The sequence below is a fragment of the Pseudomonas sp. LJDD11 genome (assembly GCF_024584215.1).
Classification (GTDB): domain Bacteria; phylum Pseudomonadota; class Gammaproteobacteria; order Pseudomonadales; family Pseudomonadaceae; genus Aquipseudomonas.
Map to the genome: position 1 here is coordinate 193,522 of NZ_JANJFL010000007.1, position 22,142 is coordinate 215,663.

At 60.0% G+C, this 22,142-nt stretch carries 21 protein-coding genes and 1 pseudogene; 4 read left to right on the forward strand and 18 right to left on the reverse strand.

Annotation, left to right across the window (positions count from 1 at the left end; genetic code table 11):
• Window positions 1-48: 48 nt before the first annotated feature.
• From NRB16_RS11385 to kynB, 4 genes are all read right to left on the reverse strand, one after another.
• Window positions 49-1,464, reverse strand: a complete 1,416-nt coding sequence (locus NRB16_RS11385) for an amino acid permease (protein WP_257106184.1) — start codon at window positions 1,462-1,464, stop codon at window positions 49-51.
• Window positions 1,465-1,709: 245 nt separating this feature from the next.
• Entirely contained in the window at window positions 1,710-2,564 is an 855-nt protein-coding gene (gene kynA, locus NRB16_RS11390) for a tryptophan 2,3-dioxygenase (protein WP_253140720.1), read from the reverse strand.
• A gap of 10 nt (window positions 2,565-2,574) precedes the next feature.
• Window positions 2,575-3,825 (reverse strand): kynureninase, encoded by a 1,251-nt coding sequence (gene kynU / locus NRB16_RS11395; RefSeq protein ID WP_257106185.1) that lies wholly within the window; start codon window positions 3,823-3,825, stop codon window positions 2,575-2,577.
• Window positions 3,826-3,829: 4 nt separating this feature from the next.
• The gene (gene kynB / locus NRB16_RS11400) at window positions 3,830-4,471 is read right to left on the reverse strand and encodes an arylformamidase (protein ID WP_253115120.1); all 642 of its coding nucleotides are present in this window, start codon (window positions 4,469-4,471) and stop codon (window positions 3,830-3,832) included.
• A gap of 137 nt (window positions 4,472-4,608) precedes the next feature.
• Here kynB and NRB16_RS11405 point away from each other — a divergent pair, with 137 nt between their 5' ends.
• Window positions 4,609-5,088: an Lrp/AsnC family transcriptional regulator gene (locus NRB16_RS11405; RefSeq protein WP_045481844.1), complete on the forward strand. Its 480-nt coding sequence runs from the start codon at window positions 4,609-4,611 to the stop codon at window positions 5,086-5,088.
• A 171-nt stretch (window positions 5,089-5,259) separates the two neighbouring features.
• On the opposite strand, the gene NRB16_RS11410 is transcribed toward NRB16_RS11405, so the two are convergent.
• The 11 genes and pseudogenes from NRB16_RS11410 to NRB16_RS11455 form a co-directional block, all read right to left on the reverse strand.
• Complete coding sequence (locus NRB16_RS11410) at window positions 5,260-7,077, reverse strand: glycoside hydrolase family 28 protein (RefSeq protein ID WP_257106186.1); 1,818 nt, start codon at window positions 7,075-7,077, stop codon at window positions 5,260-5,262.
• A 55-nt stretch (window positions 7,078-7,132) separates the two neighbouring features.
• The gene (locus tag NRB16_RS11415; protein ID WP_253115118.1) at window positions 7,133-7,501 is read right to left on the reverse strand and encodes a 5-carboxymethyl-2-hydroxymuconate Delta-isomerase; all 369 of its coding nucleotides are present in this window, start codon (window positions 7,499-7,501) and stop codon (window positions 7,133-7,135) included.
• Between the two features lie 29 nt (window positions 7,502-7,530).
• A complete protein-coding gene (locus NRB16_RS29650) occupies window positions 7,531-8,535 on the reverse strand; it encodes a methyl-accepting chemotaxis protein (protein WP_373568458.1) in 1,005 nt (334 codons plus the stop codon).
• Window positions 8,536-8,610: 75 nt separating this feature from the next.
• A pseudogene (locus tag NRB16_RS29655) lies at window positions 8,611-9,144 on the reverse strand (cache domain-containing protein); the annotation flags it as partial.
• Window positions 9,145-9,264: 120 nt separating this feature from the next.
• Complete coding sequence (locus tag NRB16_RS11425) at window positions 9,265-10,041, reverse strand: ABC transporter ATP-binding protein (protein WP_045481854.1); 777 nt, start codon at window positions 10,039-10,041, stop codon at window positions 9,265-9,267.
• An 11-nt stretch (window positions 10,042-10,052) separates the two neighbouring features.
• Entirely contained in the window at window positions 10,053-10,892 is an 840-nt protein-coding gene (locus tag NRB16_RS11430; RefSeq protein WP_045481856.1) for an ABC transporter ATP-binding protein, read from the reverse strand.
• Window positions 10,893-10,903: 11 nt separating this feature from the next.
• A complete protein-coding gene (locus NRB16_RS11435) occupies window positions 10,904-11,818 on the reverse strand; it encodes an ABC transporter permease (protein ID WP_045493676.1) in 915 nt (304 codons plus the stop codon).
• 61 nt (window positions 11,819-11,879) lie between these two features.
• Entirely contained in the window at window positions 11,880-13,490 is a 1,611-nt protein-coding gene (locus tag NRB16_RS11440) for an ABC transporter substrate-binding protein (protein ID WP_045481858.1), read from the reverse strand.
• Window positions 13,491-13,543: 53 nt separating this feature from the next.
• Entirely contained in the window at window positions 13,544-14,581 is a 1,038-nt protein-coding gene (locus tag NRB16_RS11445; RefSeq protein ID WP_253115116.1) for an ABC transporter permease, read from the reverse strand.
• Window positions 14,582-14,646: 65 nt separating this feature from the next.
• The gene (locus NRB16_RS11450) at window positions 14,647-16,257 is read right to left on the reverse strand and encodes an ABC transporter substrate-binding protein (protein ID WP_253115115.1); all 1,611 of its coding nucleotides are present in this window, start codon (window positions 16,255-16,257) and stop codon (window positions 14,647-14,649) included.
• Between the two features lie 81 nt (window positions 16,258-16,338).
• Window positions 16,339-17,493, reverse strand: a complete 1,155-nt coding sequence (locus tag NRB16_RS11455; protein ID WP_045481867.1) for a mandelate racemase family protein — start codon at window positions 17,491-17,493, stop codon at window positions 16,339-16,341.
• Between the two features lie 348 nt (window positions 17,494-17,841).
• Between NRB16_RS11455 and NRB16_RS11460 the strand changes: the two genes are divergently transcribed.
• Together NRB16_RS11460 and NRB16_RS11465 are read left to right on the forward strand one after the other, a co-directional pair.
• A complete protein-coding gene (locus NRB16_RS11460; protein WP_045481869.1) occupies window positions 17,842-18,567 on the forward strand; it encodes an oligogalacturonate-specific porin KdgM family protein in 726 nt (241 codons plus the stop codon).
• Window positions 18,568-18,669: 102 nt separating this feature from the next.
• Window positions 18,670-19,497 (forward strand): NAD(P)-dependent oxidoreductase, encoded by an 828-nt coding sequence (locus tag NRB16_RS11465; protein WP_045481872.1) that lies wholly within the window; start codon window positions 18,670-18,672, stop codon window positions 19,495-19,497.
• 9 nt (window positions 19,498-19,506) lie between these two features.
• On the opposite strand, the gene NRB16_RS11470 is transcribed toward NRB16_RS11465, so the two are convergent.
• Both NRB16_RS11470 and NRB16_RS11475 read right to left on the reverse strand, forming a co-directional pair.
• A complete protein-coding gene (locus tag NRB16_RS11470) occupies window positions 19,507-20,046 on the reverse strand; it encodes a thioesterase family protein (RefSeq protein WP_045481875.1) in 540 nt (179 codons plus the stop codon).
• Between the two features lie 128 nt (window positions 20,047-20,174).
• Window positions 20,175-20,768 (reverse strand): acyl-homoserine-lactone synthase, encoded by a 594-nt coding sequence (locus NRB16_RS11475; protein WP_045481880.1) that lies wholly within the window; start codon window positions 20,766-20,768, stop codon window positions 20,175-20,177.
• A 131-nt stretch (window positions 20,769-20,899) separates the two neighbouring features.
• On the opposite strand from NRB16_RS11475, the gene NRB16_RS29660 reads away from it, so the two are divergent.
• On the forward strand, window positions 20,900-21,235 hold the full coding sequence (locus NRB16_RS29660) for a hypothetical protein (RefSeq protein ID WP_373568455.1): 336 nt from the start codon (window positions 20,900-20,902) through the stop codon (window positions 21,233-21,235).
• Here the strand turns inward: NRB16_RS29660 and NRB16_RS11480 are convergent.
• Window positions 21,131-21,841: a LuxR family transcriptional regulator gene (locus NRB16_RS11480; RefSeq protein WP_253115111.1), complete on the reverse strand. Its 711-nt coding sequence runs from the start codon at window positions 21,839-21,841 to the stop codon at window positions 21,131-21,133. The two genes, NRB16_RS29660 and NRB16_RS11480, sit on opposite strands and share 105 nt — an antisense overlap.
• Between the last annotated feature and the right edge of the window lie 301 nt (window positions 21,842-22,142).

Genomic DNA, 22,142 nt, shown 5'->3' on the forward strand with positions numbered 1-22,142 from the left:
CTCACTCCATGAAAAACAGGATTACAACCTGACTTGGTTACTTGCCAGTCATGGCTTCTGAGAGGTAAAAGCCGGGCTTTGAAGTTCGCTCATTGGCGGCTTTGCGAATTTGAAGGCGACCCACAACAGCACGACCCACACCGGGATCATGAACACCGAAATACGGATGCCAGGAATCATCAGCAAGACCACCAGGATCATCGCCATGAAGGCCAGGCAGAGGATGTTGCCGAACGGAAACCACAGCGCCCGGAAATGCAGGGCTTCACCTTTAATCCGCATGGCCCGGCGAAAGCGCATGTGGGTCAGGGTAATCATTACCCAGTTGATCAACAGCGCCGCCACCGCCAGCGTCATCATCAACTCGAAGGCATTGCCCGGCACCAGGTAGTTAATCAACAGGCACACGCCGGTGACCGCCGCAGAGGCCAGTACCGCCGCCACAGGAATGCCGCGACGGTTGACGCGCAGGAAGACTTTCGGCGCGTTGCCTTGTTCGGCCAGGCCGAACAGCATGCGGCTCATGCAGTAGGCGCCGCCGTTGTAAACCGACAACGCGGCGGTGAGGATCACGAAGTTGAGCACATGGGCCGCGACATCGCTGCCAATCAGCGAAAAGATCTTCACGAACGGGCTGGCGCCGTAAGCGTCCTGGCTGGACGACAGGCTGACCAGCAGCTGATCCCACGGATACAACGCCAACAGCAGGGTCAGGGCACCGACATAGAAAATGATGATGCGCCACACCACCTGGTTGATCGCCTTGGGGATCACCCGGCGCGGGTTGTCCGACTCGGCCGCAGTGATGCCGATCATTTCCATGCCGCCAAAAGCAAACAGGATAAAGCCCATGGCCATCAGCATGCCGGTGAACCCATTGGGGAAGAACCCGCCGTGCTCCCACAGATTGCTCACCGACGCCTGCGGCCCGCCATTGCCGCTGACCAGCAGGTAACTGGCGAGCACAATCATGCCGATAATGGCGGCGACTTTGACGATCGCGAACCAGAATTCGGTCTCGCCAAAGGCTTTGACGCTACTCAGGTTAATCACATTGACCAGCACGAAGAACAGCGCAGCGCTGACCCAGATCGGCACTTCCGGCCACCAGAACTGCACGTACTTACCAACGGCGGTTAGTTCGGCCATGCACACCAAGGCGTACATGATCCAGTAGTTCCAGCCGGAGAGAAAACCGGCGAAGCGCCCCCAATAACGGGTGGCGAAATGGCCGAACGAGCCGGCTACCGGCTCTTGAACCACCATTTCACCCAATTGGCGCATGATCAGAAAGGCAATGAACCCGGCAATCGCGTAGCCAAGAATCATTGAGGGACCTGCGGTTTTCAATACCCCGGCGGTGCCCAGAAACAGGCCCGTGCCAATCGCCCCGCCCAGGGCAATAAGCTGGATATGCCGACTGCTTAGACCACGCTGTAGGGTGGTCGTGTTTTCGATACTCATGTATGCAACCTCGATAAGGCCGGCATGCCACGTGCCCGCGCACGCAATAACGTCGCGCAAGGCCATACGGATGCAGGTCATGGAAGAGCAGCAATAAACTGTGCGTTTTTTGGTTTTATTACGGGCAGTCGGTACGTCGAGTACGATCAGAGAGGTTCATGGCTTACCTTATTATTATTGGATGTTTTTTTGTTCTAATGACACGCAGTACAACATGGCGCATCGCAGTCGATGCGCCAGATTCGTTACAAGGTGGAACGCAAACTCCAGAGTTCCGGGAACAGTTCGGTGTCGAGCATCTTGCGCAGGTAACCCACGCCCTCGGTGCCGCCCGAGCCTTTCTTGAAACCGATAATCCGCTCGACGGTGGTCACATGGCGGAAACGCCACTGACGGAAGGAGTCTTCCAGGTCGATGAACTTCTCGGCCAACTGGTACAAGTCCCAGTACTGGTGCGGGTGCTGATAGACCACCTTCCACGCCGCTTCCACCGACTCGTTATGGATCGTGCGGGTTGGCGCCACCTCTTGCAGGCGTTGCGCGTCGACGTCCAGGCCAGCCTTGGCCAGCAGGCGAATGGCTTCGTCATACAGCGACGGCTCGGCAAGGGTTTTCTGCAATTCGGCCAGCAACTCCGGGCGATGAGCATGAGGCTCCAGCAGTGGCACGCTTTTGTTGCCCAGAATGAATTCGATCTCGCGGTACTGGAACGACTGAAAGCCCGAAGACTGGCCCAGCGACGGGCGAAACGCCACGTATTCGCTGGGGGTCATGGTCGCCAGTACGGCCCAGGCATGCACCAACTGGTCGAAGATCCGCGAAACCCTGGCGAGCATCTTGAACGCCGGCGGCAGATCCCCTTGCTTGAGCTGTTCACGAGCCGCACGCAGCTCGTGGAGCATCAGCTTCATCCACAGCTCCGAGGTCTGGTGCTGAATGATGAACAGCAGCTCGTTGTGGTCGCTGGACAACGGATGCTGGGCGCTGAGAATACGCTTGAGATCCAGGTAGTCGCCGTAGGTCATGTCATTGCTGAAATCCAGCTTGGCGTCATGCCATTGCTGGGCGGCATTGCCATGGGAGAAAGGACATTGGCTCATGGAAATCTCCTCAGGTCACCGCGTGACGGGTCTGAAATTGTGGCGCACGCCACTCTTGGTTATCGAGCACTTCGACCAGCGCCTGCACGGCCAGCCCGACGTCCTGGAACGAGGTATACAGCGGGGTGAAACCAAAGCGCATGATGCGCGGCTCGCGGTAATCACCGATCACGCCCTTGGCAATCAGCGCCTGGACCACGGCGTAGCCTTCAGGGTGTTCGAAGCTCACATGGCTGCCGCGCTGTGCATGCTCACGCGGGGTCACCAGGGTCAGCGGATGATCCTTGCAGCGCTCCTCCACCAGCCGGATGAACAGGTCGGTCAGGGCCAGCGACTTGCGGCGCAGCGCCTGCATGTCGGTACGGGCGAAGAGGTCCAGGCCGCACTCGACCATACCCAGCGACACCAGCGGCTGAGTACCGCACAGGTAACGGGTGATGCCGGAGGCCGGTTGGTAGTGCGGCTCCATGGCGAACTGGCGGGCATGCCCCCACCAGCCAGACAGCGGCTGCCAGGTCAGGTCGCACAAATCTGGCGAGACCCAGACGAAGGCCGGTGAACCCGGTCCGCCGTTGAGGTATTTGTAGGTGCAACCGATCGCGTAATCGGCCTTGGCAGCGGTCAGATCAACCGGCACCGCACCTGCCGAGTGCGCCAGATCCCAGAGCGCCAGCGCACCGTGCCGATGAATCAGCTCGGTGGTCGCGCTCATGTCGAACATGTGCCCGCTCTTGTAGTTGACGTGGGTCAGCAGCACCAGCGCGACCTTGTCATTGAGCAATGTGGGCAAGTCTTCGGGCTTGTCGATCAGTTGCAGCTCGTAGCCTTGCTGCAGCAGGTCAGCGAGGCCTTCGATGACATACAGGTCGGCCGGGAAGTTGTGCAGTTCCGAGAGAATGATCTTGCGCTGCGGCGCGCGCTCGGCCTGGATGCGCAAGCCGGCGGCGAGGATCTTGAACAGGTTGACGGTGGTGGTATCGGTAATTACCACTTCACCGGGTCCGGCGCCGATCAGGCCGGCCAGCTTGTCGCCCAGACGGGTCGACAGGGTGCTCCATTGCGCGGTGTTCCAGCTGCGGATCAGGCCTTCGCCCCACTCCTGCTCGATCATCTGCGTGGCGCGGGCCAGTGCGGCTTTGGGCCGTGCACCGAGAGAGTTGCCGTCCAGGTAGATCACCCCGTCCGGCAGGGCAAATTCATTGCGCAGCGCAGCCAGCGGATCGGCCTGGTCCAGTTCTCTGAGTTCTTGTTCAAGTGACATGGTTTTATCCTTTCAAAGGTCGCAGTACCGCACGCACAGGACTGGCGTCGAGATGGGAAAAGCGCAGGGGCAAGGCGATCAACTCGTAATCGCCTTCAGGCACCTCATCCAGGACGATGCCTTCCAGAATCGCCATGCGTGAGCGTTCCACGCAGCGATGAGCGTCCAGGGTCTTGGAGTCCTGCGGGTCCAGAGACGGCGTGTCGATGCCGATCAGGCGCACCCCGTGGCGCGCCAGCAATTCAATAGTGGCCGGGGCGACGGCCGTGAAGGCACTGTCCCAGTGGCTCAGCGGTGCCTGCTGATAAGTGCGCAGCAGCACCCGTTCAGGCACCGCAGCCAGAGCCTGTTCGATATCACCGGGTTCGACCAGGGCGCCGCTGCCCAGGCAGTGAATGACCCGGCATGGCCCCATGTACAGGTCCAGCGAGACCTCACCGATCGGCAGGCCATCGGGGCTGTAATGCAGCGGCGCATCGACGTGCGCGCCGGTGTGTGGCGAGAGCGTAATGCGCCCGACATTGACCGGGCACTGTGGCCCATAGGCCCAGACGCGCTCTTCCTGAAACGGCGTGTCACCCGGCCAGGTGGGGGTCTGGGTGTTCAACGGCGGGCTGATGTCCCACCAGGCATTGTGCTGTTGCATTGTTATTTTGCTCCCGTGCAGCCTTTGAAGAATCTTATCCGCAGGGAAGCAGAATTATCTTGCCAAATGCTCGATCCAATGACATTTATTCGCAGATTATTCGAATCTTTAAACAAATATCGAAGGATTCTTCAATCGTGAAACTGGACAGCATTGACCTGCGCATCCTGGCCTTTCTCAATCAGGATGGACGGATGAGCAATCAGGACCTGGCAGAGAAAGTCTCGCTGTCACCCTCGGCCTGTTTGCGCCGGCTGCGCAACCTGGAAAGCGAAGGCATCATTGCCGGCTATGGCGTGCGGCTGGACGCGGCGAAACTGGGAATCGAGGTGCAGGCGATGGTCAACATCAACGTGCGTCAGGACGTGGACGGCTGGCACGAGCGGTTTATCGAAGCCATTCAGCAATGGCCTGAGGTAGCCGATGCGTTCATCGTCACCGGGGCGAGCAATTACCTGCTGCGGGTACGCACCCGCAACCTGGCGCATTACACCGACTTCATCGTCAACCGCCTGCATGCCACACCCGGCGTGACGGACATCCGTTCAGACATCATTCTGCAGAGCCTCAAATCCAGGGATAACCTGCTGGATCTGGTCAGGCCGACCCATCCTTGAAAGGACGGGATTGAGGATTACTGCCGCAGAGGTATGAGTTGCAAAAGCCAGGTTATCGGTAGGAGCGAGCTTGCTCGCGAAGGGGCCGGTAAAAGCACAACATTTGCTGTGAATGTCATGCAGCCTTCGCGACCAAGGTCGCTCCTACAGGTCAGGCGTGCTTGTCGGGGCTTACTTCGGCACCGGCGCTACATTGCGGAACGTCAGGCCCTGGCTGTTGCTGACCTGCCATGGCTGAGCGTCGCCGGTTTCGCTGAAGGTCACGGTGTCGAAGCGTGAGTCTTTCAGGCCGTTGATTTTCGCCACTGCCGGGCCGCTGAAGCGTACCCGCTCGAACACCAGCTTCTCGTGGAAGGCGTCGTGTTCGCTGTCACCCTTGACCTCGATCGCGGCGCTGCGGGCGTTTTCGACGGTTACGTCACTGACCCGGATATCACGGAACTGCCCAGGGATGGTCGATCGCTGGTAGTCGAGCTTGGCGTTCGGGTCGTGGTAGTCGAGGGTAAAGATAAACGCCTGCTTGACCGTGTTGCGGATTGCCGAGTCGCGGAAGATGACGTTGCGCGCGCCACCGCCCATGAAGTTGGTGCTCTTCATGCGCAGGCCGGCGTCGGTGCCGTCAGACACGTTGTCTTCGGCCAGAATATTCTGGATCCAGGCCCCGGTATGACTGCCGGCGACCACCATGCCGTGACCTTTGCGGAAGTAGTTGTTGAAGATCCAGGCATCTTCCTGGGGCTTCTGCTTGACCGCCTCGGCGCCGGTGCCGGAGGCGAAGTTGACGCAGTCATCGCCGGTGTCGAAGAAGTTGTTGAAGACCATGGCACCACGGCTGTTGGCGAACTCGATACCGTCACCGTTGTTGGCGTCGTAGGTCTTGTGCGTGGTGTTGGCCATCACCACGTTTTCGGTTTCCAGGTTCATGATGCCGTGAAAGGCCGGGTTGAGCACCGTGAAGCCGCCGTAGAACACGTTCTTGACATCGCGCACGGTAATCAGCGACGAACGCATCTGGCCGTAGGAGTCCTTGACGTTCAGGCCTTCGGCTACCGCGCGCTCGACCTGAGACTTGGCCAGGATGCCGTCCTGCATGTAGCGGGTATTGTCGCTGGGCAGGTAGAACGGCAATGGCTGGCCGCGCTCGTCAGTCTCATCGGCCTTGCGTTTCCAGCCGTTGCCATCGATGGTGCCCTTGCCAACGATGCGGATATTCTCGAATGTCTGATGCTTGCGCGGGTCACGCGGCAGCGCGTTGATCAGCGATGCCGGACGCACGGTGGTGGAATACGGATACTGGATATAGCCGTCACGCGGATAGTCTTCGGTACGCTCGGAACCGAGCAGGGTTGCGCCCTGGGCAATCTCCAGGGTCATGTTGCTCTTGAGGTACAGGGCGCCACTTTTATAGGTACCGGCTGGCAGCAATACCTTGCAGCCAACGGTGCAGGCATCAATGGCTTTCTGGATCGCCGCGGTGTCGAGCGTCGTCCCGTCGCCTTTGGCCCCGTACTGACGGACGTCGAACAGTGCCGGTACAGCTGTGGTGCGTTGTACCACCACCGGGCTGTCAGCCGACTCCTTGCCGTCACGATCCACCGAACGCACGGTAAAGCGGTACTCGGTGTCCGGCGTCAGGCCTTCGGCGGTAAAACTGTGAATCGAGATGCGGTGATGGAAGTTGCGCGTGTCTTGCTCATAGAACTTGTCGATGTAAGGCTTGGCCGGCGACACCTTGTCATTGTTGGCATTGGCGCCACCGAGCAGCTTGCCATTGGCATAGACCCGGTAGTCCTGGATTTCGCTGTGATTGGCCGGTTTTTCCCAGACCAGAATGATCTGCCGGTCGTCATAGGCCAGGGTCGGAACCTGCACCTTCAGCGGAGCATCCAGCGCCCAGGCCGGCAGGCTGCCGCCTAAAACCAGGGTAGCCAGCAGCGAGCGCGCCAGCGGGTTACGGGGCAAGTTCAAAACAGCGTGTTGAGCGGGCATCTTGTTTTCCTTTTTATTGTGTCCATCACATCCCGGCGGCATTGCTGCGCCGTATTTACGCCGGCGAGCCGGCTTCCTCAAGGTACTGTTTGCGGTTGACGAAGGTCTCTCTGGGCATTTCCCTCACATCCATGGATAACGCCTCGACCTCTGGCAGCAGGGCCACCAATGCCGCCAGGGTCGCCAGCGACAGGCTGCGACGTTGCTCGGCACTGCGCCCGGCGAACAACGCCAGGGTCACGTGGACAAAATCGTCCTGGGTGGTGCCACAGCGGTAATGCTCGTACAGCGCCAGGCGTACCTTGATGTCGCCGGGCTTGAACAACCCGCTGGCGTCGATGGCGTCGTGTACCGCCGCCAGTAGTGTCTGTTCACCCACGCGCCGGGCCAGGCTGGCGGGACAATCAATGGTGCAGTGCGGCATAGGTTCTTTCCTTCAGTAGTAAGGCGTGTCTAAAGACGAAAACGCGCAACCGACTCACGCAGCTCATCGGCCAGACGTTCAAGTGAATGCAGGTTACCGTGGGCGGCCCGTACCGAAGTGGCAGACTCTTCGACGCGGGTGGCGATGTTCTCGATGTTCTGTGCAACGCTGGCGCTGGCCAGGCTCTGTTCGGCGGTGGCAGCGCTCACTTCGCGCACCTGAACCAGAGTCAGCGAGGCGCCGCTGTTGATCTGCCGCAATGCGCCGGCGGCCTGTTCGGCCAGCGCCAGACCGGCAGCGACCTGTGGGGTCACGGCGGTCATGCCATCGACCACCGAGCCGGTGTCGACCTGAATCGAACTGATCATGCGGGTAATGTCTTGAGTGGCCAGGGCGGTGCGCTGAGCCAGATTGCGGACCTCATCGGCGACCACGGCAAAGCCGCGGCCCTGCTCGCCTGCCCGTGCTGCCTCAATGGCGGCGTTGAGCGCCAGCAGGTTGGTCTGGCTGGCGATGTTGCTGATCACGCTGGTGATGCCGTCGATTTCCTGAGTGCGCTTGACCAGCCCGGCAATGCGCTGCGAAGCGTCTTCGACCTGGCTGGACACCTGGGCAATCGCGCCGGCCGCTTCACTGACCCGTTGCTCGCCTTCGGCAGCCAGTTGCGCCGAACGCGCCGAACTGGTTTCAGTCTCTTGGGCACTGGAGGATATCTGGCCGATGGTGATGGACATCTGCTCAATGGCCGCCGTCGTGGCCGTGGTCGCCTCCGAGGTCTGCCGGGAAGCGTGGTCGATCTGCTGCATCTGCCCGTTCAGGCCAATGGCGGCCTGGCCAAGCAATTGCGAACCGCTGTGGATACCATGGATCATCTCGCGCAGGCTCGCCTGCATGGTCGCCACCGCCGCCAACAGGCTGTCGGCAGCGTAGTGGCCGTGCACCGGGCGGCTGAGGTCGCCGCCGGCGATGGCCCGCGCCACCTCGCTGGCATAGGCCGGTTCACCGCCCAGGCTGCGGTAGATGCTGCGCGACATGCCGACCGCCAGTGCCGAGGTCACCAGCACCACCAGCAGCCCCACGCCGAAGAAGTAGCTGGCCAGGCGCCAGAACGCGGCATCGATGTCATCGACGAAAATACCGAAGCCCACCAGCCAGTCCCAGCCTTCGATACGTATGATGCCGTTGATTTTCGGCACCGGCTGCTCGGCACCCGGATACTTGGCCAGGTCATCGAAAAACGCATAGGGGCGGTCTTTCAAGCCGTCCAGATAGGACTGCCACTTGGTTCGGCCATCGGCCAGAGTCACGCCGACATCGACCTTGCCGATCACCGCCGCATTGGGATGAACCAGACCCAGCGCGCCGACGGTGCGCGCCCATACATAGGATTTTTTGCCGTCGCGCAGGCTCGACAGCGCTTCTACAGCCTTGGCCTGAGCGTCTGCGCGGCTCAGCACGCCGCGCTGCTCCAGCGACTGGAAATAAGCCACTTGATGAGCGGCCAGGTCCAGCACGGTAAAGATTTCGCTGCGTTTGTTTTCCAGCATGTTCGAGCGCAAGGCGCTCAATCCGAAGCCGGCAATCAGTAGCAGCCCGAGAACGCAACAAAAAATGATCAGAGTGAATCGATGACGCAGCTTCATACGCCTTCCTTTGCGTGATGCACGACTGATTACATCCAGCGCACAGCCGTCCTGCGCAGCATAAATGCGCAGGACGGGTATTGCGGGAGCTTGCAGGTAAAGCGCGGTGCGGGCAGCTAATCAGCCTGCCACGGCGCGTGGCGACTCGGCGCTGAAATCGCGGCTGGCCTGGACCAGCATGCGGGTGTAGTCGTGGGTGGCCAGGTCCTGGCTCAGCGCCTGGCTGTCGAGGCGCTCGACGATTCGGCCTTGCTGCATCACCGCCACCTTGTCACACAGGTGGCTGACCACCCCGAGGTCGTGGGTGACCATCAGGTAGGTGAGTTTTTCACGCTGGCGCAGGTCCGAGAGCAGGTTGAGAATCTCGGCCTGCACCGACACGTCAAGGGCCGAGGTCGGCTCATCGAGCAACAGCACGCGCGGTTCGAGAATCAGCGCCCGGGCAATCGCCACCCGCTGACGCTGACCGCCGGACAACTGGTGCGGGTAGCGATAGCGGAAGCTGTCGTTCAGACCCACCTTGATCAGGATGTCGTTGATCCGGTCGTCACGCTCGTTCATGCCGTGAATGGTCAGCGGCTCGCGCAGCGCGGTGTCGATGGTGTGGCGCGGGTGCAGCGAACCATAGGGGTCCTGGAAGACCATCTGCACCTTGCGAAAGTGCTCCTTGGGAATCTTGTGCTGCAGCGGCACGCCGGCAATGCTAAGCGCGCCGGTCCAGTGCCGGTACTGGCCGGCCAGGCAGCGCAGCACGGTGGTTTTGCCAGAGCCCGACTCACCCACCAGGCCGAACGACTCACCGTCTTCGACACTCAGGTTGACGTCGTGCAGGACCTGATTGAGCGCCGGGCCGACACCGAAGCTCAGGTTCAGCGATTGTGCTTGGATCATGGACATGCTCAGTTACCTCAGGCGGTGAGCCATTGTGGGTCGCGTTGCAGCACCGGCAGGCGCGGACGACGGTTGTCCATGCTCGGCAGGGCAGCCAGCAGGCCACGGGTGTAAGGGTGTTCGGCGTATTGCAGGTCGCAGGCGGCCAGTGACTCGACCACACGCCCGGCATACATCACCAGCACCCGGTCGCAATAGTTACGCACCAGGTTGAGGTCGTGGCTGACGAAAATCAGCCCCATCTGCTGCTCGACCACCAGTTCTTCAAGCACGTTAAGCACCTGCTGGCGCACCGAGACGTCAAGCGCCGAGGTGGGTTCGTCGGCAATGATCACTTCCGGGTTGGTGATCACCATCATGGCGATCATGATGCGCTGGCCCATCCCGCCGCTGACCTCATGCGGGTACAGATCGTAGACCCGCTTGGGGTCGCGGATGTGGACCTTCTCGAGCATCAACAGCACCCGGTCGCGGGCCTCGGCCCGGCTGGCCTTGTGGTGCGCCAGGTAGGCCTCGGCGATCTGGTCGCCAACCTTGACCACCGGGTTGAGCGAGTACTTGGGGTCTTGCATGATCATCGAGATGCGCTGGCCGCGAATCTTCTGCATGGCCTTTTCGCTGGCGCTGAGCAGATCGACATCGCCGAACTGCAGGGCCTTGGCGGTGATCTGGGTGCTGGCCGGGTGCAGCTTGAGCAAGCTGCGGCCTACGGTGGATTTGCCCGAGCCGGACTCACCGACAATGGCCAGCTTCTCGCGGCCCAGGGTGAACGACACATCACGAACCGCATGCATTTCTTTCTTGCCGTTGACGAAACGCACATTGAGCGAATCGACATTGAGTTTGATCGTCGACATAAAGCCTCCAGTTACTCGCTACGCGGATCGAGAATGTCCCGCAGGCCATCGCCCAACAGGTTGAACGCCAGGCTGACCAGCATGATTGCCGCGCCCGGTACCGCGACCAGCCACCAGCATTCGAGCATGTAACGCCGGCCGGTGGAGATCATTGCGCCCCACTCTGGCAGCGGCGCCTGAGCGCCCAGACCGAGAAAGCCCAGTGCAGCGGCGGTCAGGATGATGCCGGCCATGTTCATGGTCAGGCGGATGATCACCGACGACATGCACATTGGCACGATGTGGCGCAGGATGATGCGCGTCGAAGAAGCGCCCTGCAGTTCGACCGCGACCACGAAATCTGCCTTGCGCAGCGACAGGGTCTCGGCGCGTGCCAGGCGGGCAATCGGTGGCCAGGAGGTCAGCGCGATGGCGACCACCGCATGCTCAAGACCAGGGCCCAGGGCGGCGATGAAGGCCAGCGCCAGTACCAGGCTGGGGAAGGAGATGAAGATGTCGGTGATGCGCATGAACACCGTATCGACGATACCGCCGAAGTAGCCCGAGACGGTGCCGATGAACAGCCCGATCGGCCCGACGATGATGGTCACCAGGGCAATGATGTAAAGGGTAATGCGCGCGCCGTACACCAGCCGGCTGAAGATATCGCGGCCGTATTCATCGGTGCCGAACCAGTTGGCCGCACTGGGCGGCTGCAGGGCGGCAGCGAGGTTCTGCACCACTGGGTCATGGGTGGCGATCCAGGGGGCGAAGGCAGCGACCACCACCAGCAGCAGGGCCACCAGCAACCCGGCCAGGGTCATGGGGTTGCGCAGCAGGTGGTTAAACACCCGCAAGCTGCTTTTATACAGCGCTTCCATGCTGGAAGCGGGCGTGTTGTCGGCTTTGCGCTTGGCGGCTTCGGTAGAAGACATGTTGGCAATCATCGGCATGCTCTCGATGTGAAGTCATGGCCACTGCAAGCGCCCGCAGGCGCTGCAGCAGTGTTCAGCGTTGTTTGTAGACACCCAGGTAACGGGTCGCCTCGGCGTCATCGCCGGTAAAGCCCTTGACGTCCACCGCACTCACGGCGGTGTCGGTCATCTGCGAGATGACCATGATCGGGCCGACCTCCTGCTCGTAGCGGTTCTGCGCCTGGTGATACATGGCCAGGCGTTTGTCGGCATCACGCTCTTCACCCAGGCGGTCGACCAGTTCATTGATCTGCTGATCGAAGAACGAGGCGCGCCAGCCCTGGAAGTTGGGCAAGCCGGCGTTGTCGCTGTTGTCGGGGTTATAGGCAAATACGCGCAGGCTGAAGTACGGGTGCGGATAGCGTTCGGCGCCGCGCGCCACGATCATGTCAAAGTTGCGCGCGCGCATCGCGCCGTACACCTGGTTGCCGGTGCCGGTGATGATGCTGGCCTTGATTCCGCCTTCGGCGAGGGTCGACTGCATGCGCGCCGCGATGTCGATGAACGGCGGTTCGGACAGGGTGCGAATGGTCGTGCTGAAGCCTTGCGGGTAGCCCGCTTCGGTGAGCAGCGCCTTGGCCTTGGCCACGTCCATCTTGTAACCCGGATCAGGCAGACGGGCTTCCAGGCCCAGTTGCATCGGCCGCTGGTTGAGCGTGCCGTAGTGCGGCATGACCTGCTCGTCCAGGCCTTTGTAGTCGATCAGGTTACGCACCGCTTCGCGAACTTTCTTGTTGGCGAATTCAGGCTGTTTCATGCTCATCGCCACGTAGTACATGGTGCCGCGGGTCAGCGCCTGGACTTGCAGCTTTTTATTGCTTTCGATGGCCTTGATATCCGGTGCCGCGATGCCGTAGGCCAGGTCGAGGTCGCCGCGCTCCAGCATCAGACGCAGCGATTGCGATTCGGTCATGTGCCGGACCAGCACCCGCTTCATCTTGGCAGGCCCGCCCCAGTAACCGTCGAAGCGGGTCATCACCAGCGAGTCGTTGGCGCTCCATTTGGTCAGGGTGAACGGGCCGCTGCCGGCGGCGTTGGTCACCAGCCAGGCAGCGCCCAGATCGCCATTCTTCTCGTGCTTCAAGGCTTCGACGCGATCGACGATCACCGCACTGGGCGACACCGCCAGCGAGTCGATCACCAGCAACGGGTTGGTCGGTTGCGGCAGGTCGACCACCAGCGTGTGCTTGTCCGTGGCGCGGATCAGGCTCTGGATGTTTTCAGTGCTGTAGCCATAGGCCTTCCAGGTGGTGGCCAGGCCGAAGTTGAGTTTCATCACCCGGTACAGCGACCAGGCCACATCTTCTGCGGTCAGCGGGTTGCCAGAGTGAAACTTGACGTCAGTGCGCAGGTTGAAGGTGATCTGCTTGCCGTCGTCACTCACCGTCCAGCGCTCGGCCAGTTGCGGCAAGTGCTTTTCCGGGCTGCCGTTGTCACGCTTGATCAGCGTGTCGTAGAGGTTGGCGTTGATTCCGGAAGCATCCAGGCCCGGTGCGTTGGCCGGATCGATGGAGAACAGGTTGACCATGCTCATGCCGACGATCAACTGGTCGGCAGGGGTCTTGGCCTGTACCGCAGCCATTGGCCCCAGCGCCAGCATGACGCCAAGCAGGCTCATACGCAGTGTCGGAAATACAGTCTTCATGTGGGCATCCTTCTTTTTATAGTTATTCAATGTGTTCGCGCCAGCCTCGCGGCTTAGCGGGTCCTTGGGTCGAACACTTTGTACAGGGCATCACTGATCAGGTTGAGGGCGACGAAGATCAGACCGATCACCAACACACAGCCCATCACCGCGTTCATGTCACCGAGCATCAGGCTGCTGGTCAGGTACTGACCGAAACCAGGCCAGGCGAAGACGGTTTCGATCAGTACCGCGCCTTCGAGCAATGAGCCATAGGCCAGGGCAACCACGGTGAGCAGTTGCACGAGAATGTTGCGAAACGCATGACCCCAGACCACCTGACGGCGCGACAGGCCCTTGACCCGGGCGGTGATGATGTATTCCTGCGACAGTTGCTCAAGCATGAAGCTGCGGGTCATGCGGCTGATGTAGGCCACCGAGTTCAGGCCGAGGATCAGGCCCGGCAGGACGATGTGGCGCAGGGCACTGGAGAACGCATCCCAGTCACCGGCAATGACGGTGTCGATCAGCAGCAGGCCGGTGACTTCCGGCACCATGCCGTCGTAGGCCAGGTCGATCCGCCCTGCACCGCCGGCCCAACCGAGCCAGGCGTAGAAAATCAGCAGGCCCATCATGCCGACCCAGAAAATCGGGGTGGAATAGCCGAACAGGGTAATCACTCGCGCCACGTGGTCACCGACCCGGCCCTGGTTGGCCGCCGCGACGACGCCCAGCGGCAAGCCGATGACGATACCGAACAGGATCGCCAGCGTGGCCAGCTCGATGGTCGCCGGGAACACCCGCTTGATGTCTTCCAGCACAGGGTGACCGGTGAGCAGGGCATTGCCGAAATCACCGCGCAACAGATCGCCAAGGTACAGGCCGAACTGGGCATAGATGGGTTTGTCCAGGCCCATCGAGCGATACACCTGGTCGTAGGTGGAGCTGTCGGCGTCTGGACCGACCACGGCCAGCACCGGGTCCAGCGGCATGACCCGACCAATGAAGAAAGTCAGCGCCAGCAGGCCCAGCAAGGTCACCAGAACGGTGCCTGCGCGGCGGGCAGTACCGGATACGCGAGTACCCAGAACAGAGGCAGTCGAAAGAAACATAACAGGCTCCTGAGAAAGCTTTACCAATCACCGAGGTGTGAGGGGCGCGCACGCCCCGCTACCCATCAACGCGACTTGTAGACGTCTTTATATCGGGTGGTGGCCGCAGTATGGCCCTGGTAGTTCTGCACATCGTGGTACAGCACCACGGTGTCAGTCATCTGCGAGATTGGCATGATGGCTCCCACCTGCTCGTCCAGAATATTCTGGATCTGCTGGTACTGCGCCAGTTGCTGCGCCTTGTCCGGCTCGACCTCGGCCTTCTCGATCAGGCTGTTCAACTCGGGGCTGTAGAACGAGGTGCGCCAGCCCTGGAAGTTGCTCAGCTTGGCCTCGTCGCGGTTATCCGGGTTGTACACCAGGGTGCGCAAGCTCGAATGCGGATGGCGCTCGGCACCACCGCCGCCACGGCCGACCATGATGTCGAAACTGCGCTCACGCATGGCGCCGTAGATCTGGTTGCCGGTGCCGGTGATGATGGTCGCCTGAATGCCTGCCTGGGCCAGGGTGGCTTGCAGGCTGGAAGCGATGTTGATGAACGGTGGCTCGGTGAGCACCCGGATGGTGGTTTTGAAACCGTCCGGGTAACCGGCTTCGGCCAGCAGTTTCTTCGCTTGCGCAACGTTCAGGGTATAGCCCGGATCGTCCAGCCGCGCCGGCAGACCCAGCGGCAGCGGACGCTGGTTGATCAGCCCGTAGTGCGGCATGACGGTCTGGTTGATGCCTTGATAGTCGATCAGCGAACGGACCGCCTTGCGCACCCGGGCGTCATCGTAGGGCTTGTTCTTGACGCTCAGCGCCACGTAATACAGGGTGCCGCGCTGAACGGTCTCGGCGCGGACCTTGTCGGACTTCTCCAGCGCAGCGATATCCGGGGCAGACATGCCCTTGGCCAGGTCCAGGTCACCACGCTCGACCATCAGGCGCAGCGACTGCGACTCGGTCATGTTGCGCATGACAATCCGTTTGAGCTTGGCCGGACCGCCCCAGTAGCCGTCGAAGCGGGTCATCAGAATCACATCGTTGGCGCGCCAGTCATTGAGAATGAACGGGCCACTGCCAGCGGCATGGGTGGTCAGCCAGGCACCGCCCATGTCATCGCCTTTCTGGTGCTTGAGCACCACTTTGCGGTCAAGGATGAATGCGCTGGGCGAGGTCGCCAGGGTATTGAGCACCAGCATCGGGTCGGTCGGGCGTGGCAGCTCGACCACAAAGGTGTGCTCGTCGGTGGCACGCATGTACTGCTCGACATTGCTGGCGGTGAACCCGTAAGCCTTCCAGGTCGAGGCCAGTGCCATGTTCAGTTTGAGGATGCGCTGCAGCGACCAGGCGACGTCTTCGGAGGTCAATGCGTTACCGGACTGAAACTTGACGCCCTTGCGCAGATTGAAGGTCAGGGTCTTGCGGTCGTCGCTGATCTGCCAGCTCTCGGCCAGCGCCGGTTGCAGCACGTCTGGCTGCTTGACGTCCTGCACCAGCAGCATGTCGTACAGGTTGGCGTTGACTTCCGAGACATCCAGACCGGTGGCCGCAGCCGGGTCCAGCGACAGCAGGTTAATCATGCTCATGCCGACGATCAATTGATCGGCAGGCGTCTTGGCGAAAGCAGCGGGGACCGAGGTCATTGCCAGCGAGGCGGCAAACACCCCCGCCCAAAACTTGGGGAGAACGTTCATGTGAGTAGCCTTTCTTGTAGTTATTGGACTCTCGGGCGGCACGCAATGGTGCGTACCGCCAATCTCAGCGTGTTGCGCGAATCAGAAACTCTGTAGCGTATTGGTCTCGACGTAGTTGAAGTCGATGTCCTCGCCCAGACCTGGCAGGTCGGACAGGTGCACGAAACCATCCTGGTCCATCGGGTCGACCAGACGAGTGAGGTAGGCCGGCACTTCGTCGTAGTCCAGGAACGGGTGCAGCAGGCCGCGCTCGTACCAGGTGCAGTTCTTGATTGCACCGACCACGTTCAGGTTGGCAGCCCCATTACCGTGGATTTCGCAATCCATGCCGAACGACTCGGCCATGTGGGCGACCTTCAGGCACGGGGTGATACCACCGACACCGGCAACCCCGGCACGCAGGATGTCGCACACATCATTCTTCACCCAGCTGGCGCGGCTCAGGTGCTTGCCGCCCAGACTTTCCGGACCCAGGATCGGGATGTCCAGCTGACGCGCCAGCCAGGCGTAAGACTCGGCCGAGTCTTCCATCATCGGTTCTTCGAACCAGGCGAAATCGAGTTTTTCCAGCGCGCGGCCGATAGTCAGAGCATCGGTACGGCTGTACCAGTGATAACCGTCGATCATCAGCGCGATGTCCGGACCTACCGCTTCACGGACTGCGGCGCAGGCCTTGATGTCCATGCTCACGCTTGGCGCGAAAGACACCGGCGGCATCCAGGTGTGCAGTTTGATTGCCTTGTAGCCACGCTTGACCAGGGTCTCGGCGAAACGGCCGTACTCTTCCGGGGTCGACAGACCGCCTTCGAGCTCGTCACCGCACATGGTCGAGCCGTAGGCCGGGACCTTGTCGCGGAAGCCGCCAATCAGCTTGTGCACTGGCACGTTCAGCTTGCGGCCGGCCCAGTCCCACAGCGCCTGTTCGACCAGCGCCAGAGCACGGTCGGTCAGCTGGCTGGCGCTGCCGCGCTGCCAGTGCGCCAGGTCGTGCCAGATTTTTTCGCGATCGAATGCATTGGCGCCAACCAGCACCTTGCGCACGAAGTTATCCAGCACGTAAGGACGAATCAGCTCGGGCGCACCGAGTGCATAACCTTCGTTGCCGCATTCGGTCTTGATCCGCAGCAAGGCCATTTTGGCCTGGCTCACGTCGCCCGGATGGGCATGGCCGGCGCTGTCTACAGCGCGGCGCGTGGGGTAGGAAAAGATCTGGACGTTGACAGCGGTGATGATCATTGAGGTCGGGCCTTCTTCTTGGATTTGTGGCGGGTGTGTCACGCTCTGGGATCGATCCTACGTCATCATACAACGTTTGAAAAGCACCCCCTGAAAACTTTCTAAACCCGCCTATCCGGCGATATTTCTCCCAAAAAACCCCTGTCAAAAGATGGTAATCAAGCTTGAAACCATTGATTTAGAGCCTTTAACACCCGTGATATGACAACATTCAAAGAATTTCTAGACAACCTAAAAGTTGTACGATAACTTATTTGGAAATTCACCACGGAGGCTCCACCCACACCCCACTCACACCCGCCGCACACCACTCATAACGACCTCTACAACAACAAAAAAGAAGATCGCATGAACACAACACTCCGCAACCTCATTGCTGTAGGTACGCTCGGCCTGTCTTTCTACGCTTGCGCCGATTCTGCGAGCATCAACTACCGTCACAGTTTTACTGAAGACGACAGCATCCACTCCGACCGGATCAAACTCAGCTACCGCATGGACAGCGGTCTGGGCTTCGCTGCCGAGGTCAAATACAAGACTGCCGGTGATCGCGAAGACGTTGCCTACGACAACGTCGTAAACAACGGCCATGAGTTCACGGTGGACTACAACTACAAGCTCAGTGCCAAATCGACACTGCAGCCCTTGTTCATCATGGACAGCGTCAAAGACGCCACCACGTACAAGTTCGGCTTGAAGTACACCTACAAGATCGACGATGCCTGGTATGTCGCAACCCGCATTCGCCATGACGCCAGACGCCTGGACCGCGACGTGATCGATCGCAGCAAGGATGACCGCGCCAAAGACAACCAGAACACCACGCGTTTTGAAGGCTGGCTTGGCTGGACCCCGACAGGCCCTTGGGCCTTCGAGTACCAGTACATCTACTTCGATACCGATTACATCCGCTACGACAACAAGAAGAGCGACTACGAGCAAAACATGGTCGTGAAGTACAAGATCAACAAACAGTGGCAGCCGTTCATGGAAGTGGGTGACATCAAAGTCAACTCCACCACCGATGACCGTCAGGCCCGCTGGCGTGTAGGCATCCAGTACAACTTCTTGTAATACCCCCGCCGCCGGGCAGCCACCAGGGTTGCCCGGCATTGCTGCAAGACGCGAAATCCCCCACTTGCTCAACCCTCGTTTTCTCAACAGAAGGCGCTCGTCATGACCACCTCATCCGTGCCTGCCGACTCAGGCAAACCCTTCAATCGTCTGCTGCTGACCGGCGCTGCCGGCGGTCTGGGGCAGATCATGCGTGAAGCACTGCAGGCCCATGCCAACATCGTGCGCGCATCGGACATCAGCCCGATGGCGCCTGCCGCCGGCGATCATGAAGAAGTGATAAGTTGCAACCTGGCCGACAAGCCAGGCGTACTGGCACTCGCTCAGGATGTCGATGCCATTGTGCATCTGGGCGGGATCTCTACCGAACGAGCGTTCGAAGAGATTCTTGATGCCAATATCCGTGGCACCTTTCATATTTATGAGGCTGCGCGCATCCACGGCATCAAACGGGTGATCTTCGCCAGCTCCAATCATGTGACCGGCTTTTACCCACAGGATGAACAGCTCGACGCTCATTCTCTGCGCCGGCCAGACTGTTACTACGCACTGTCGAAGTCTTACGGCGAAGACTTGGCAACGTTCTATTTTCATCGCTACGGCATCGAAACCGTAAGCCTGCGAATCGGTTCGGCATTCCCGGAACCGCGCAACCTGCGCATGCTCTCGACCTGGCTGAGCTACAGCGACCTGGCCCATCTGGTCGAGCGCTCATTGCTTACCGAGAACGTCGGGCACACCGTGGTATATGGCGTATCGGCCAACCGCGATCTGTGGTGGAACAACCGCTACGCGGCGCACCTGGGTTTCAACCCGCAAGACAGCTCCGAGCGCTTTCGCGCCAGGATGGAGCAGTTGCCAAAACCGGCAGCCGACGACCGCAGCGCCACCTTACAGGGCGGCGCCTTTACCACTGCCGGGCCGTTCTGAACCCTGTTCTTATAAAGCTTCATCACGCAGGTCCTGACTCATCTGGTCGCAACTGCTCGACCAGGCCGCCAGCCACTGGGGAATGGCCGCAGACTGCTCCGCCAGCCCCAGCGCGCTGACCAGCTCAGCCGGTGCGACCAGCCCTCTGGCCGAGCGAAACAGCCCACGGATGATGACCACGCCCACCACTCGCCCACGACTGACGAAGCGGTGTTCAAGAAACACCCACTTTTCGTCCCAGCCCAACAGGCGGGTTTGAAGCTCGAAGGCTTCGAACAGCTTCAACTCCCGACGAAACTTGCCCCAGGCGTCACCGACGATGGGCACGGCTTTATGTCGCAGTGCAACTTTATAGGCACCGGTACGCAGTACAAAATCCATGCGCCCGACATCCGCCAGGGTAAAGTAACGACCATTAGTGACATGCCGATTCAAATCAAGATCAAGCGGCCACACCCGCAGATGCAGCGAAGTAACAGCGGTCCCCTCAACCGGGTGCCGCCACGGCCGGCGTAATAACATGCACAACAATCGAAACCAGAGATTCATGACCCACCCGCGCCTGAGATATCAAGAACAGACTTTAGGCCAGCCCCGCTATTGAAGGGTAGGTCTGTAACTTACAGTTTTGCCAAAGACTGTGCATGTTGATCATTGACCGTCATCAAACGCTGCACTCAATGGCGCATGCCACTGAGTGCCTTTTCCAGCGCTGCGGTGGTTTTATCGTTCAACTGGATGCGCAGCGCGACCGCACGCTCGACGCCGATCTGCAGCGCCGGGCCAAAACGGCTGATATCCAGCCCCAGCCGGATCAGCATTTTTTCAACACCGACCGTCGTCACGGTAACGAACTGCTCGACGCCGCAATCAATGGCGAAGTTGACGATCGCGTGAATGGCCTGGGTGGTGCCCATCGAGAAACCGAAACGGTTGCCGTCCGGCAACTCGATGGCAAAGCGGCTCAGCTCCCAGATCGATTCGGAACAGGGCGCCGGCTGGCCGTGCAACAGTTCCGGGAAGGTATGCGCCAACATGTTCGGGCCTGTCGTCGGCAGAATCCGCCAACAACCGCAAACATACGCCTGATCAGAACTTTCGTTAATAATCATGTAGTAAGGATCAAGCGCATCATAGCCATCGATTTCCATGTCATTGATCAGCGGAATATCCCACATCTTCTTATGTTTGAAGATCCGCGCACGCAGCTTGTGCATGGCGTTCAACGCTTGTGGATGGGTATTAGTGCGGCGCTCAATAGAAATAAACATGGTGACTACCGTTGGCTGGATATTGCCGAGAACGGTATATTCAAAATGAATAAATTAGAGCCTCCCAGATTAAGGAGGTGGTTCACGCCTGGCGGGTTTGTTAGTTTGGGGCTTTGCGAGGATCTATCCAGATGAAGCTTCTCAACACCTCGGCAGTCCGCGAGGTCGCCCATCAAGCCATTAGTCGGCGCCTGAACCTCAAGCAGAGCCAGACCGAATTCTGGTCAAGGTTCGGCATCAGCCAGGCCTGCGCCAGCCGCATCGAGTGCACCAGCCAGGTCCCCGCGCCGGTTTACATTCTGCTTCGCCTTTACCTCAGCGGGCGCCTGCAAGAAAGCGACCTGGCGCAAACCCCACGCCAGTCAGGGCGTGATCAATTTCTGCTGAATGGCTCGCAGCACCGCCATCTGCCGAGAACTGACCTGGAACTTGCGGCGGATGTTCTTGAAATGAAAGTCGATCGCTGAGGTGGTACAGGACAGGATCATCGAGATTTCCCAGGTCGTCTTGCCGGCAGCGCTCCATTGCAGCACCTCTTTTTCCCGCGCCGTCAGATGCACCGGCGCATTGTGTTCGGCCTGAGCCCTGAGCACCCATTCAATGGCGTAATCACGCAACATGGTTGCCATTGGCAACGACTGCAGCATGGTCACGCCTGCCTGGGCACCCTTCTCATCAGGCTTGAGGCAAAGCATGCCAGCCTCGCCTCTGGGGCCGTGCAGGGGCAACGCCAGCCCCTGTTCGAGCCCGTACATCGTCGCCTCCTCAAAGAACGCTGACTCCGACGGCAGCCGATAATTTTCACGCTTCCAGATCAGCGGCCGGTTCGAACCCAGACAGTGATGAACAATCGGGTCGACAGCCATATAGGACTGAGCATCGTACTGGGTCCGCCAAGCGACCGGGTAGTCAGTGTGAATCAGCACTTGCTGGCCAGCGGCGGCGACGCCTGGCTTGAGGCCTACCAGAAAATTCGAGTAACCCAGCTTGAGCGTCAACGTCTTGAGACTCGCCAGCCAGTTCTCATAACGCTCTGTCTCACAGAGCTGTATCAGTTCATCAATTGCCAGCATGGCCACTCTCCCACCCTGGTGCCACCTTTTACCCGGTGCACCATCCCGAGATGGTACGCGAGCGGATCAATCCATTCACTGAAACCATAGACAAAATAGTGATATGGCTTTTTGAAATCAATCCACGGCATGTACAAGTTGCCAAGACATTCAGAAACCAAAACACACTACAACCCCCCTCATCCGGGAGCTAGCCGTTTGCGCAACGCCCCTGTTAACTAAGCCGGTTTGAACAAGCTGGCCTGGTTACGACCGCGAGCCGGCGCTGCCTTGCCAAGACTCGCCATTGATCTGCCGAACC